Source organism: uncultured Corynebacterium sp. (assembly GCF_937999985.1).
Taxonomy (GTDB): domain Bacteria; phylum Actinomycetota; class Actinomycetes; order Mycobacteriales; family Mycobacteriaceae; genus Corynebacterium.
Genome location: NZ_CALLDG010000134.1, coordinates 1 through 14,250 on the forward strand (window position 1 = coordinate 1; position 14,250 = coordinate 14,250).

The following is a 14,250-nucleotide window of genomic DNA, read 5'->3' on the forward strand; positions in this document are numbered from 1 at the left end:
CGTGCCCGCTGTGCTGACAGCGGAGCTGCGCAACCGGCGGGTCGACCAGACGCAGGACTAAACACCGACGTAACCAGACCGACCTAGTAGAATGCCTAGCCATGGCAGCAGATAATGGCTTGAGGACATTCGGCAACGGCATCGTCGCCGTGGAGTTAGAGATCACCAGCGGCACCTGGTACACCCTGTGGGCCCCGAACTGGCTGGTCAAGGGTGAGCGCTGGCAGGGCTTCCTGGGCGATGACGACGATCTTTTCGTCTTCGACTCCCCCGCCAAGCTCCTGGCTTTCCTCGAGGACGGCGGCCGCAACGAGCTGGCCGAGCACCCCAAGTGGGCACAGTTTAAGTCCGACTTGGTCACCAATGTGGTGCCCACCCGCACCGGCAAGATCAGCCTGGTCGAGGTACCCCGCAAGCTGGCTCAGCGCCCGGGCTATGAATCCACCTCCACGGTCGCTCGCGGTTTCGATCTGCTGCGCTCCATGGGCAATGTCCTGGGGCTGAAGAGCGTGAACAATTGGTTCCACTCCTACTCCATCCTGGATAACGTGCGCCGCGGGCCGGACCACTACCAGTCGCAGAACGGCCTGGAAGAGTGGTCGGGAGTTGGCCGCACCGTGCTGGATCGGTGGAAGGGCATGCTCGATGACGTCGAAGTGCACCTGACCGAGCCAGAGGTCGACGAAGCGAAGGTGGAGGACGCACAGAAGCGCATCGACGAGGCCAAGGAGGCTCGCGAAAAGCGTCAGAAGGAGAAGGAGGCCGAGGCGGCGGCTGCGGCCGAGGCCACCGAGGGCAAGGACGTCGATCCTTATGACAAGACCATCTGGGCCGACGCCGGCATCGATCCGATCCGTATCAGCCTGAACGGCCAGTACGTCTACACCCTGCGCTGCTACGTCGGCGACAAGCCGCGCTTCCTCGGCCGCCACGGGGAGATCAACACCTTCCCGAACTCTCGTGCCCTCGTGCGCTGGATTATTGACGCCCACGATCACGACCTCGAAGAGTTGGATACTTGGGGCGACCTGGTCAGCGCCGCCAACGCCGGTGAGCTGGAGGTCACGGTGCACGACTCGAACCAGTACTCCTTCGCTGGCCTGCACGACGACATTTCGGAGTCCCTAGACGCTGTGGATTCCGACCAGCTGGGTCGCGCTTACGAGCTGCTGGCGGATGCTGCGGACTGGGCGGGCGACGACGGCGTGAACAAGATCCTGCTGAGCTACCCGAAGCTGCAGAACTACCTGGCTTACATGCTGGGCTCTCCGTCGGACGCACAACCATCCGCCCCCTTCGACGAGGAGGCGAAGGGCTGGAAGGCCCTGGAGGAAGGCCTGATCAAGCGCTTCACGCGCTTTTAGAAATTAGATGGCTGGCCCGGCCAGCCCCAGGGCATCTTCGCCTGGCTGTTGTATTTGAAAAGCGCAAATACACCAAGAGAGACGGCCGCCAACGAAAGGGCGATTGCAAAATAAACGCCGATTTCTGCACTCCCTTGGAAGACCTCCTCGAAAACCAGGCCTTCTTCCCGCAGTCGAGCACCCTCTTCCCTCTCCATGGCCTTCAATGCTCGCTGGATCTTCATAATCGACCAAATCGCCCAGCCTAGACCCACCAGACCCGCGCCGATAAACATGGAAGAGGCCACACGCGGCTTCACCGTCTGCCACAACATGACGGCACCCACAATCAGGAGCGACAGGGCTGCGACATTGGCTGGTACGCCGACTCCGGCACTGCTGAACTTCGAATCAACAACGTCAGCACCCTCCGGAGCGCCTGTGATGACAACCCTGCCCCAGCCGTTCACATTCAGCCTCATAATCCCTTCATCGTAGTTAAACCTCAGCTCCGTCCAACTGAGAAAGCTCGCAGTAAACATAAGCAAGGCTAAAGCTGTGGCGCCGCCGGAGACGAGCAGCATCCATGTGCTGGGACGGGAGCCATACGACGGGTTTAGTTGCGGACGGTAGCCGTATCCAAACTGAGGGTTTCCACCCATCGCGCCGTAGGGATTGGGGTTGTTCATGGATCAATCACTTCCGGTCATTCAAGGGCAGCTACTAACAAAAGAGCTCGTCTGGGCTTACCATGACGAGCTCTCTTGCGATGTAGAAAGGTTCTTACTGTCCCGGCTGGTTAAACGGGTTCTGGCTACCTGGCTGGCCGAACTGACCCTGCTGATTTGGCTGGTTCTGTGGCTGGCCAAACTGCGGCTGTTGGTTCGGCTGGTTCTGTGGCTGGCCGAACTGGCCCTGCGGGTTACCCGGCTGGCCGAACTGGTTCGGCTGGTTGTTCCCCGGAACATTCAGCTGCTGGCCGAACTTCACAATCGCCAGCACGCCGAGCACGATGATCGCCAGAGCAACGATGATTGCCAGGAAGACCGCGAACTTCGGTCCGCCGTCCAAGGTGATGCCAGATGCGAACCCGTAATTACTGCTGGCGGACTGAGCTGCCTCCAGCTCGTCCTTTGCCTCCTTGTAGGGGCCATTGAAATCAACGATCGTCCAGATCGCCCAAATCAGATGCACTGCACCACCGGCGATGCCGAGGTAGACGGCCACGCGCGGCTGGATTTTCAGCCACAGCATCACGGCCGCGGCGATCAGCAGGCCCAAGGTCAAGAGCATGAAGAGCACGCCCAGGCCGGTGTTACCGAAATCCTCGGCGAAATCCTGCTTATCGGCATTGTCGCTCACCGAGAGCATGCCCCAGCCGTTCACACCAGCGGTGTACTTATCCTCACCGAGAGTGGTTGTAAGACCGACCCACTTGAAGAAGCTGAAGAACAGCACCAGCAGCGCTGCGATGCCAGCCACGCCTGCGGCCAGCTGGTTCCACGCGAGCGACTGCAGCCCCTGCTTCCCTGCCGGACCAGGCTGACCCGGCTGTCCAACCTGATTCGGCTGCCCTGGCTGGCCAAACTGGTTCTGCTGTTGCGGCTGCGGCTGGTTCGGCTGCTGCGAGTACGGATTCTGACCACCGGGGTTCGGTCCCGGCTGGCCATAAGGATTCGAATTGCTCATGGGCGAATACTCTCAATCTTCTCTGCGAATAATTCCTATTTAGGATTCGCCTCATTATTGCAGCCCACTACCGAATCGGCGACCGAAACGGCGTTATCGATCAACCACAAAGAATTGGTCGAACTCCACGTTGCTGGCCACCTCACCGTGTTCGTAGACTTTTAGGTCTTTTTGGTTGATCTCGATGCGCGTTCCACCCCCGACCGGCACGCTGTAGCTGCCGCGGCTCGGATCCGCGTAGGACATGTCCACGTCCTTCTCGATCGAATGGCCACCGACATAGCTTCGGTAGTAATAGTCGCCGTGCTCCCCGACCTTGCACACCACGACGTAATCGCCGTCGCCATAGGCCGCGTACAGCCACTGGTCGTCAGCATTGCAGTGCGCGGGGCTGCCCTCCCAGCCATAGCTGCTCAACCTATATTCTGGGCTGGAAGATCCACTGCCTCGCGGCTCCTCCGGGGTTGGCTCTTCCTCCGGGGTATCCGGGGTTGGCTCCGCTTCGCTGGTCTTCGTCTTTTGGCGCTTGGACGCCACCGTCTCCGCCGCTACCGGCGATTCCTCACCGTCACCGCCGTCCTTCCCCATGACTGCCGTGGCCGTCAGCACGCCGGCGACCAGCAGCGCCACCACGGAGATTGCGACGATGGAATACACCCAGGGAGAGGTCTTATTCTGCTGCGGCTGCGGAGCGTGCTGCGCAGGATAGTTGGGGTTCCAGTTATTCCAGTCGGTGTTGCTCATGGGGTCTTCCAACCGTTAGCGGTCCAACTTTTGTACGTTGAGTAGCTTCGGGCCGTTGTTACCGATGCCGAAGAACAGCAGGCCTTTCAGCTTGCCGTTGTTGTCCTTCACGGAGACCAAGTAGAAGTTCTTGTAGCGGTCGATCTGATCCTCGGGCAGGACAAACCGAGCGAAATCGTTGCTCTTGGTGATTTCTCCCGGCTCGGGAGCGAGTGCGTCGAACTCCTCATTCATGCCCTCGTATCCGCCGTCGTCCAGGTCGAAATAAAACGAGGCATCAGGCATGGCATCCTTGCCAAGGTTATCGTCCAGCCACATCTGGGTCTCGCCCTTCTTGCGCAGATCCAGAAACTCCTGGGAAAGGTTCTTCACATCTCGCGCATCGCTGAAGAACCAGCTCACGCCCTTGTAGGCTCCGAACAGAACCAGGACTGCGAGGAGGGGGACAACAGCAGCTAGGGTGAGCGCCAGCTTCGAGGAACGGGCGAACTCGCGCTTCAGTTTGGACGGCTGCTTAGGTTGCTGTGGTTGTTGCGGCTGTCCGGGCTGCTGGAACTGCTGGGAAATGGGCTGTGCCTGCGACTGCTGCTGTTGCCCCTGCGCCGGCACCTGCAGCTCACCCAGATCGCGCAGCGCGGCAATGTCGATCTCGGGGGCGCTGGGATCGTCCAGGCGGGCATCGTACATGCCGCGCTTCGTCGGATCCGCAATCACCTGACGCGCTACCTGCAGCTCGTCCTCCCCACCCGGGTTGGAAGTGTTCCCCGTGCTCAGGCGCTTATCGATGTCCTCCGCGATGTCCTGAGTACTTGTGCTCCGGTCAATCCCAAGTGACTCGTACAGGTTGTAATGCGCCACGGCTTCGGTCAGCTCCCATCCTTAGAACTTCGTTATACAGGCATTTAGCTTAACTTAAATCCCGCAGCTCGTGGTTGAGAGAATCCAATTCGCCCCCGCCGGCCATCTCCAGCGTCAACTGCTCCAGAGTGACCTCGGAATAATCCGCGTCCAGAGTCTGCTCGCCCATGTTCAGCAGCACGAAGTGACTGCCCACCAGATACGCATGGTGGGGATTGTGGGTAATCAGCACCACACCTACCCCACCTTCGGCGGCGGACTTGATGAAGCGCAGCACCATGCCGGATTGTTTGACGCCCAGCGCTGCGGTTGGCTCGTCCAGAATGATCACTCGCGCGCCGAAGTACACAGCCCGCGCAATTGCCACGACCTGTCTCTGGCCACCGGAAAGGTTGGCAATGGGCACCTCGACATCGTCCAGGTGCACTCCCATTTTCTCCAGTTCCTCGGACGCGATACGGCGCATCTCGTCGGCGCGCAGCATGCCGAAACGCCCGGTGAGCTCCTGGCCCAGGAAGAAGTTGCGCCACACGGACATCTGCCCGACCACGGCCAGGTCCTGGTACACGGTGGCGATGCCCTTATCCAAAGCATCCTTCGGGCCGTTGAAGTGGACCTCCTCGCCGTCGACCAGAACCTCGCCACTGGTGTGCTTGTGGCGGCCGGCGAGGATCTTGATAAGGGTGGACTTGCCCGCGCCATTGTCGCCCAGGATGCAGGTCACCTTGCTTGGGTAAATATCCAGGTCAATGTCCTTCAGCACGTGGACATCGCCATAGTCCTTGTCCACATTGCGGAGGCTGATAATCGGGGTGGCGTCAATAGAAGAAGACATTTAGCTGCGACCTCCAGAAGTGAACTTGGAGACAGAGTTGTTGGTGAGCACCGCAAACAGCAGCATGGCCCCCAGGAAGAACTTGAACCAATCCGGGTTCCAACCTGCGTAGACGATGCCTTGATTCGTCATACCGAAGATCAGCGCACCGATGGCCGTACCGATGGCGGTGCCGCGCCCACCCGTGAGGGCACAGCCGCCGATGACCGCGGCGATGATGTAGAGGAACTCGTTGCCCACACCCTGGCCGGCCTGGATGGAATCGAAGGCGAAGAGGTTGTGCATGCCCACGAACCAGGCGGCGAAGCCGACGAACATGAACAGGATCACCTTCACACGGCGTACCGGCACGCCGGTGGCACGGGCGGCTTCGGCATCGCCGCCGACGGCGAAGATCCAGTTACCGAAGCGCGTCTTGAACAGCAGCACGCTGGCCAGGGCCACGAAGAGGAGCCACCAGAAGACGATGGTCTTAACCTCCACGCCGAAGATGTTGATCGAGGAGGCGAAGACGGCCTTGGCGGATTGGAAGCCCTCCATGTCGGCAATCGACGGGGTGGCGACCTGGCCGGTGACCAGCTTCGTGACGGCCAGATTGATGCCCTGCAGCATCAGGAACGCGGCCAGGGTGATGAGGAACGACGGGATGCCCGTGCGCATCACCATCATCCCGTTGAAGGCACCGATGGCCAGGGCGATCAGCAGGGAAAGGAATATGCCCACCCAGGAGTTCAACCAGAAGTTGTAGTTCAACATTGTGGCGGCCAGGGCGGCGGTGGTGACGGCCACGCCGGAGGACAGGTCGAACTCGTCGCCGATCATCAGCAGTCCGACGGCCAGGGAGATGATACCCATCGTGGAGCTGGCGTACAGCACAGTAGAGAACGCATCAAGGGAGCGGAACGACGGCGCGACGATCATGAACAGCGTGAAGATCAGGACCGCGCCGAGAACCGAGGTGAACTCGGGGCGCTTGAGCATACTCATCGCTTTCATCGCAGTCCTTCCTTGGCCGCGTCCGCGATGGTGTCCACGTTGGACTTATCCACGAACGACGGTCCGGTGAGGACCGGCTGGCCGCCGCCCACGGTGGATCCGTTGCGCTTGGCCAACCAAAGCGCGTCGATGGCCATGTAGCCCTGCAGGTAAGGCTGCTGGTCCACGGCCCACTCGATGGTGCCGTTCTTGATTGCGGCGACGAGCTCCGCGTTGGTGTCGAAGGTGGAGATCTTCGCCTTGGAGCCGGCCTGCTCCTTGGCCTGCACGGCCGTCAGCGCGACGGGGGCGACCAGACCCATGACCCAGTCGATGTCCTTCTGCTGCGCCAGCTTGGCCTGCACTGTGGACTGCACGCTGGTCAGATCCATGCCGTTGACGTATAGGTTCTCCACGGAACCGCCGCCGAGGCCCTTCTTGATGCCCGCGCAGCGAGACTCCTGGCTGGGGTTGCCCTGCTCGTGGATGACGCACAGCACCTTCTTGGCGCCGTCCTTCGACAGGCGCTCGCCGGCGCGCTCGCCGGCGACGGACTCGTCCTGGCCGAAGAAAGCGCTGACGTCGTACTTCTTGTAGTGCTCCATGCCAGAGTTCAGGCCCACCACGGGGATGTCGGCCTTCGCCGCGCGCTTCGCCACCGGCCCCAGAGCCTCCGGGGTGGGCATGGTCAGGGCCAGGCCGTCGACGTTGGAATCGATGGCGTTCTGCACCAGGTTCGCCTGGTCAGGCGCCTGTGGGGAGGAGCTGTAGCGGAGCTCCAGGTTGTTCTTCTTGGCGGCATCCTCCGCGCCCGCGCGGACGAGATCCCAGAAGGTATCGCCCGGCGCGCCGTGGCTCACCATCGCCACGGTGTAGCGCGGGGTATCCACTCCCCCGCCGCCGTCGCCGGACGCGCCGCCGCGCGGTCGGCCACCGGTCTCTGAGCACGCGGCAAGCACCGCGCCCGTGCAGATAATCACCAGCATCGCCACTGCGCGGCGGAGGTTAAACCTAATTCCCCAAGAATTCTCCATGCAGAGCATTTTGCCAGTTCACAGGGGTAAAACCCAACCCTAAGCGGGCCAACTTAAAGCATTCAGATGCTTCTAGCTGGAGGTTTGATCGCCTGCTTCGCCATCGCTTTCCTCATCGTCCAGGCTAAGGCCCAGCTCCTCCAGCTCGGCCTTGAGGTTCTCCATGGAAAGCTCAATGTCCTGCTGGCCCGCACCCGCTGCAACACCCGCGCCGTGCGGCTGACCGTGGCCGTGCAGGCGCTGCATACCGTTGGAAAACTCGGTGCCCTCCGCGTCGCCTGCGTCCAGGGCCTCATCCGGCAGACTGTTGCCAACCTCGGCGTAGGCCGGGTAGATCACATTGCGCTCCAAGTCCTCGCGCAGCCCCTCGTCGCAGTAGGCCACCTGAAGCGCATTACTCGTAAGCTCCAGCAGCTGCCACAGCTCCAGGTCGCAGTGCTCGGCCAGCAGCTCGAACTCGCGGGTCATCGTGGTGCCGGAAACCAGGCGGTTATCCGTGTTCACGGTGCAGAAGAAGCCCATCTCGTACAGCAGGCCAAACGGGTGCTCCGCCACGTCGTCGCAGATACCCGTCTGCGTATTAGAGGTCGGGCAGATCTCCAGGGCAATGCGCTGGTCGCGCATGAAGCGGGCGACTGGACCCAGCTCGATACCACTCATGGTGGCATTAAAGTCCTCGTACACGCGCACGCCGTGGCCGATGCGTCGGGCACCCTGCGCTAGGGCGTCACGAAGAGAGTCCACACCGGCAGCCTCACCAGCGTGAATGGTGAAAGGAACGAGGTTCTTACGCAGCAGGTCGAACGCAGCGGCATGCTTCGACGGCGGGAAGCCATCCTCGGCACCGGCGATGTCGAAGCCCGCCACGTAACCCTCGCCCGGGGTGTGCTCGCCGTAGTTGTCCACCGTGAGCTGAGCGATCTCCTCGGAGCGGTCCGCGTGGCGCATGGCGCACAGGATCAGGCGCACGTGGATGCGCCCGCCGCGCTCGGCGACCAGGCGCTCGCCCTCCTTCACGCCCTGCACCGTGGCCTCGACGACCTGCTGCAGGGAAAGACCATCGGCCTGGTGTTGCTCCGGGGCATAGCGCAGCTCGGCGTAGCAGACGTTGTCGGCAGCCAGATCCTCGACGGCCTCGCGGGTGATGCGCACCAGCCCCTCGGCGGTCTGCATGACGGCGGTGGTGTGGTCGAAGGTGGTGAGGTAGGTCGGCAGGTCGCCGGAGTTCGCCGCCTCGTAGAACCACTTCTCCAGCTCTGCAGGGTCGGTGGTGGGCAGCTCGTAGCCGATCTTCTCGGCGAGCTCGACCAGGGTGGCGGGGCGCACGCCGCCGTCCAGGTGGTCGTGGAGCTCTACTTTGGGACGGGACGCGATGATGTCAGAGTCAATCATGTCTAAAGATCCTAGCTGCATCCGTGTCCCACGCTCGCAGCTGGCCGCTAGCGCTTGAAGATCTTGGTGACCAATCCGCCGACGACCACGCCCGCGGCCGCGCCGACACCGAGCAGGCCGGCGCGGTTGGCGTCGGTGCTACCCGCACGCACCTCCTGGCGCACGCGAATGACGGCGGCCGGCGGCGCATCCGGGCGCAGGTTAGCCAGGGATTCCGGTGTGGTCGCAGCCCACGCGGAGCAGTACAGCAGGATGCGCCAGATGAAGTACATCAGCACCATCACACCGATCACCGGGCCGAAGGCGGCGCCGGCGGGGTTGGACAGTGCATTGGAGAAGAACACGGTAGCGAACTGCTTGAAGATCTCGAACAGGATCGCGCCGATAATGGCGGCCTTCACCGCGGACTTGCGGGGCACCTTGGTGCGCGGCAGGTAGAGGATCATCCAGAAGAACACGCAGAAGTTGGCGATCAGCGCCACCAGCAGAGCCACCGCGAAGGTGATGTAGCGAATGCCCGGCACGTCGGCCAGCCCGACTGCATCCAGCAGCTGGGTAGTCAGTCCGGAGTTACCGATGGTGGTGATAGCAAAGGCGACGATCAGGGAGACCAACAGGCCGATCAGGCCGATCAGGTCCTTGATCTTGCCAGATACGAAGCCGGCAGGCTTGCCGTCGACCTTCCACATCTCGGAAACGCCCAGGCGCAGGTGGGCGATCCAGCCCAGCCCGGTCCACAAGGCCAGCAGAAGACCGATGGAGAACACGGACTTCCTCTGTTCGATGGACTGTTCGATGATGGTCTGCAGCACTTCGCCCATGTTGCCTTCGCCCATGTTGGCGACCTTGTCCATGACGTCGTTCAGCAGCTTCTCGTTGCCCGCCAGAATCATGGCCATCACGGCCAAGGTCAGCATCATCAGCGGGAAGATCGTCATCACTGAGAAGTAGGTGATGCCAGCGGCGTACTGGTTGCCGCCCTGTTCGGTGTACCGATCCTGCATCCGCAGCACGTGATCCAGCCACGGCCACTTGTCGCGGTACTTATCCAGCGGGCCTGGATCGTCCTTGCGGGATCGCTCCACGCCGTAGTTATCCAGTTTGTTTTTATCAGGATCGGTGGTCGCCAAAGGGACGGCCCTTCCTTCCGGTCGTCTCGTCTTGAAGATTCTCACATTAGTAAAGCACGGCGGGGGCTGCCGTGCTTTACTGTTTCGCGTTAGTTGTTCCGCGTTATTGCTTCGCTACTGCCTTACTTCCGCCAGGAAGCCCACGCGCTCGTAGACCTGCTCGATGGTCTTCGCCGCGATCTCGCGGGCGCGATCCGCACCACTTGCGAGGATGCGGTTCAGTTCGGCGGGGTCGGCCATGTACTCGTCGTAGCGCTGGCGCAGCGGGGTGCAAAACGCCTCCAGCACCTCGGCCGTGTCCTTCTTCAGGTCGCCGTAGCCAGAGCCGGCCTTCTGGTAGCCCTCCACCAGTTCGTCGATGCTCTTATCCCCCAACGCGGATTGGATGACCAGCAGGTTCGATACGCCCGGCTTGTTTTCCTTGTCGTAGCGGATCTCACCATCGTTATCGGTTACCGCCGAGCGGATGCGCTTGGCCGAGACCTTCGGGTCGTCCAGCAGGTTAATCAGACCCTTGGGGTTGTCCGTGGACTTCGACATCTTGGCCGTCGGGTTCTGCAAGTCGTAGATCTTGGCCGCGCCCTCGGGGATGAAGCCCTCGGGAACCACGAAGGTCTTCTTGTAGCGGGAGTTGAATCGCTCCGCCAGGTTGCGGGTGAGCTCCAGGTGCTGGCGCTGGTCTTCGCCGACCGGCACCAAGTGCGGGCGGTACAGCAAAATGTCTGCGGCCATAAGCATCGGGTAGGCGTACAGCCCGGAGGTGGTATTGTCACCGCCCTGCTTGGCGGACTTGTCCTTAAACTGCGTCATGCGGCGCGCCTCACCATCGCCGGTGATGCACATCAGCACCCATGCCAGCTGGGCATGCTCCGGCACGTGGGACTGCACGTACAGGGTGGAGCGCTCCGGGTCGATGCCCAGCGCCAGCAGCTGTGCCACGCCCGCGAGGGTGCGTTTGCGCAGATCCTTGGGGCTGTAGCCGGGCACGGTGATGGCGTGCTGGTCAGGGATGAAGTAGAAGGTCTCGTAGTCTTCCTGCAGCTGTATAAACTGCTTGACTGCTCCCAAGTAGTTGCCCAGGTGGTAGGAATCGCTTGTCGGCTGCAGGCCGGAGACGACGCGCTGTTTCTTCGCAGGTTGGTTCATATTATGTAACCTTACTCGTCGCTGTTCCGGGGTTCTTCGGGCGGGTTTTGTGACGCCTGCTCGTCCCCGTATTCGTACTCTCCCCGATCGACCAGTTCGAACCGGTTTTTCCTCTTGCGCTTCTTCTGCCCGGACTTGTCCTTCGGCGCCTTCGGAGCGCCAACGCTGCGCCGACGCATCTCGCGGCGCTGCACTCCGGCTTTGTTGAGCGCCCACATGGTCAGTCGCCCGGCGGGGTCGCGGACGTATTCACGCTCCTGGTATTCGAAAACCGGCAGGGAAATGCGGTAGAAGATCGCCAGCAGGCGAAGGCCGAAGGCGAAGATCAGGCAGATGACGATGACCAGCTGGCTACCGATGGTCTCGTCCAAGTTGAAGTGCAGCATGCCCATATACATCACCGCTACGAGGATGGCGATGGAGGCGTATAGCTCTTCGCTGAACACCAGGGGAACCCGGTCGCACAAAACGTCGCGCAGCACACCGCCGAACACGCCGGTCACCACGGAGGATACGACGACGATCAGGGGGTGGTAGCCAAGTTCCAATGCCACCTGGGCACCCAGTAGTGCGAAGGTGGAAAGGCCCACCGCGTCGAGCACCAGGAAGATGGTGCGGAAGTAGTCCATCAAGAAGCTGACCAGCACCGTCACCAGCGCAGCGCCCAGCACGATGGCGAGGAAGATCGGCTCGTCCACCCAACGCAGCGGGTAGTGGCCGAACAGCAGGTCACGCACCGTGCCGCCACCGAAGGCGGTCACGGAGGCGATGAGCATGACGCCGAACATGTCCATCCGCTGACGTCCCGCAGCCAACGCCGCCGTCATTGATTCGGCGGTGAGCCCCAGGACGTAGAGGACGGTCAGCATGCGTACTCCACCAGTACCGGCGAGTGGTCGGACCAGCGCTGGTCGTAGGCCGCGGCCTTATCCACCCACACATTGTTGGCGGTCAGCGCGCGTTCCAGCATGCCGCGGGTGGCCACCTGTAGGTCGATGCGCCAGCCCGCGTCAGTATCAAAGGCCTGGCCACGATAGGTCCACCAGGAGTAAGGCCCGGCCTGGTCGGGCAGCACCCGGCGCATCACGTCGAAGTACTGCGGATCATCCACCGCGCCGGCGGCCAGGCGGGCGCTTGCAAGATCCCCCGGCACGTAGTCCACTGCCCCGAAGAAGTCCCCGGCCACGCCTGCGGGGTTACCGTTGCGGCCGGAATCCTCGGCATCTGCGACCTGGGTGGATTCATCCGGGAAGGTGCCCAGCAGGGAATCCATAAAGGCCCGCTCGTCGGGCAGGAAGCCGGACTTCTTGCGGTTGGTCTTCCAATTCTTCAGGTCCTCGCGGCGGTGGCAGATGTTCCAATCGCCGCCGACCACCAGCTCGAGGTGTCCGGCCTCTTCATCCTGTGCCGCCTGGTTTTGCAGGTACGCGCCGAAGGAATCCAGGAAGCGGTACTTCTCGTCCTGCTTCTCCGTCCCCGCCGAGCCGCTGGGCAAGTATAGGGAGGCCACACGCACCGGCAAGTCCCCGGCATCCACCGTGGCTTCGATGTAGCGGCCAGCGTCGGAAAACTCCTCGCTTCCTGGACCGTCACCGAAGCCAATCTGCACGTCCCGCAGGGGCAATCGCGACAGGATGGCCACCCCGGCTCGCCCCTTCGCGGCGGCTGGCGCCTGAGCCAGGTGCCACTCGTCCAGTACGGGCTCCAGGGCAGCGCGCGTCTGCTTCTCGTCCGCGCGCACCTCCTGCATCAGCACCACGTCCGCTGGCGTGGCTTTAAGCCATGGCAGAATCCCCTGGTTGTCCTCGTGGCGCACCTTCGCTGCCGCCCGAATTCCATTGACGTTGACCGTTGCAATAGTCAGTGACTTCATGAGTCCCTACCCTACTAACCCGGACTAGTAACCCTCGCTTTCCCTTAAAGCTTTAGAACCTACGCCCGGGCAGCCGCAAGCTGACGGCGTCGTAAATAATAGGCAGGAATCCACAGCAGAGCGCCACAGGCGGCCATAGCCGCACCGGCGAGCGCAGGGGTTGAATAACCATAACCAGCGGCGATGACGGCACCGCCGACCGCAGCTCCCGCCGCATTGGCCATGTTCAACGCAGAGTGGTTAAGCGCCGCGGCGAGGGTCTGCGCCTCGCCCGCCACATCCATCAGGCGGGTCTGCAGGTTCGGCACCAGGGTGGAGCCCAACAAGCCGATCACACCGAAGTTGATGATGCCCGCCACCGCGTTGTGGGACAGGAAGTAAAAGGCGGAGAGGACGACGATCAGGGACAATAAGGTGCCGAGGATCGCGTACTCCAAGTTCCGGTCGGCCAACACACCGCCGATATACGTGCCGATGACCATGCCGATGCCGTAGACCATCAGCGGAATCCAGATGAGGTTTCCGTTGAAGCCCGCGTTCTCCGTGAGCGTCCAAGAGATATAGGTGTAAACCGCGAACATGCCACCGAAGCCGACGGTGCCGATGGCGAGGGTCATGAGTACCTGCGAGTTCACCAGCGCGCCGAGCTCCGTCAGTGGCTTCGTGCGCGGCATCAGCGTCATGTGCGGCACCGTGAACCACAGGGCGACGAAGGTGACCACGCCGATAGCCGCGACCATCGCGAAGGCCGCGTTCCAGCCGAAGGTGGAGCCCAGCCACTGCGCGATCGGCACGCCGATGACGGTGGCGATGGAAAGCCCCATGCCCGTCAGCGCCACGGCTTTACCGCGCTTGCCGTTCGGCGCCATGGACGCGGCGATCAGCGCCGTGACGGAGAAGTACGCGCCGTGCGGGAAGCCCGCGATGAAGCGGGAGAGCATCAGGATCCCATAGGAATGCGCGAAGACACTCAGGCCGTTGCCGATCACGAAGGCGCCCATCAGCAGCAGCGCCAAGCGGCGGCGCGGGATGGAACCTGTAAGGGTGGTAATCAGCGGAGCGCCGATGACTACACCCAGCGCGTAAGCGGAAATCACGTGGCCGGCCTGATCCTCCGAGATGGAGAAGTCCTCCGCGATGAGGTTCAGCAGCCCCATCGCCACAAACTCCGTGGTGCCGATGCCGAAACCGCCCAGGGCCATCGCCACCATGGCGATGTAACGGTGGCGGG

Annotated in this window: 14 protein-coding genes; 1 reads left to right on the top strand and 13 read right to left on the bottom strand. The window is 62.2% G+C overall.

Features of this window, described 5'->3' with window-relative positions; all coding sequences use genetic code 11:
• Positions 1-101 precede the first annotated feature (101 nt).
• Positions 102-1,364, top strand: coding sequence for a hypothetical protein (locus tag Q0331_RS06380; protein ID WP_298075603.1), 1,263 nt, complete (start codon positions 102-104; stop codon positions 1,362-1,364).
• Here Q0331_RS06380 and Q0331_RS06385 read toward each other — a convergent pair.
• The 13 genes from Q0331_RS06385 to Q0331_RS06445 form a co-directional block, all read right to left on the bottom strand.
• A complete protein-coding gene (locus Q0331_RS06385; RefSeq protein ID WP_298075604.1) occupies positions 1,361-2,032 on the bottom strand; it encodes a hypothetical protein in 672 nt (223 codons plus the stop codon). The genes Q0331_RS06380 and Q0331_RS06385 overlap by 4 nt on opposite strands.
• A 94-nt stretch (positions 2,033-2,126) precedes the next feature.
• Positions 2,127-3,032, bottom strand: a complete 906-nt coding sequence (locus tag Q0331_RS06390) for a hypothetical protein (RefSeq protein WP_298075605.1) — start codon at positions 3,030-3,032, stop codon at positions 2,127-2,129.
• A gap of 93 nt (positions 3,033-3,125) precedes the next feature.
• A complete protein-coding gene (locus tag Q0331_RS06395; RefSeq protein WP_298075606.1) occupies positions 3,126-3,776 on the bottom strand; it encodes a hypothetical protein in 651 nt (216 codons plus the stop codon).
• A 15-nt stretch (positions 3,777-3,791) separates the two neighbouring features.
• A complete protein-coding gene (locus Q0331_RS06400) occupies positions 3,792-4,634 on the bottom strand; it encodes a hypothetical protein (RefSeq protein WP_298075607.1) in 843 nt (280 codons plus the stop codon).
• Positions 4,635-4,683: 49 nt separating this feature from the next.
• On the bottom strand, positions 4,684-5,469 hold the full coding sequence (locus Q0331_RS06405; RefSeq protein ID WP_298075608.1) for an ATP-binding cassette domain-containing protein: 786 nt from the start codon (positions 5,467-5,469) through the stop codon (positions 4,684-4,686).
• Complete coding sequence (locus tag Q0331_RS06410) at positions 5,470-6,465, bottom strand: ABC transporter permease (RefSeq protein ID WP_298075609.1); 996 nt, start codon at positions 6,463-6,465, stop codon at positions 5,470-5,472.
• Positions 6,462-7,430: a substrate-binding domain-containing protein gene (locus tag Q0331_RS06415; protein ID WP_298075615.1), complete on the bottom strand. Its 969-nt coding sequence runs from the start codon at positions 7,428-7,430 to the stop codon at positions 6,462-6,464. Before Q0331_RS06415 ends, Q0331_RS06410 begins: the two co-directional genes overlap by 4 nt.
• Before the next feature lie 120 nt (positions 7,431-7,550).
• A complete protein-coding gene (locus tag Q0331_RS06420; RefSeq protein WP_298075610.1) occupies positions 7,551-8,870 on the bottom strand; it encodes an adenosine deaminase in 1,320 nt (439 codons plus the stop codon).
• 47 nt (positions 8,871-8,917) lie between these two features.
• On the bottom strand, positions 8,918-10,000 hold the full coding sequence (locus Q0331_RS06425) for a YhjD/YihY/BrkB family envelope integrity protein (protein WP_298075611.1): 1,083 nt from the start codon (positions 9,998-10,000) through the stop codon (positions 8,918-8,920).
• Between the two features lie 114 nt (positions 10,001-10,114).
• Positions 10,115-11,146, bottom strand: coding sequence for a tryptophan--tRNA ligase (trpS, locus tag Q0331_RS06430; RefSeq protein ID WP_298075612.1), 1,032 nt, complete (start codon positions 11,144-11,146; stop codon positions 10,115-10,117).
• Between the two features lie 11 nt (positions 11,147-11,157).
• Positions 11,158-12,015 carry a trimeric intracellular cation channel family protein gene (locus Q0331_RS06435; RefSeq protein WP_298075613.1) on the bottom strand — a complete coding sequence of 286 codons (858 nt, stop codon included), beginning with the start codon at positions 12,013-12,015 and terminating at the stop codon, positions 11,158-11,160.
• Positions 12,009-13,019, bottom strand: coding sequence for an exodeoxyribonuclease III (locus Q0331_RS06440; RefSeq protein WP_298075614.1), 1,011 nt, complete (start codon positions 13,017-13,019; stop codon positions 12,009-12,011). The genes Q0331_RS06435 and Q0331_RS06440 overlap by 7 nt, the downstream gene beginning before the upstream one ends.
• A gap of 59 nt (positions 13,020-13,078) precedes the next feature.
• The gene (locus tag Q0331_RS06445; protein WP_298075616.1) at positions 13,079-14,230 is read right to left on the bottom strand and encodes an MFS transporter; all 1,152 of its coding nucleotides are present in this window, start codon (positions 14,228-14,230) and stop codon (positions 13,079-13,081) included.
• Positions 14,231-14,250: the final 20 nt, after the last annotated feature.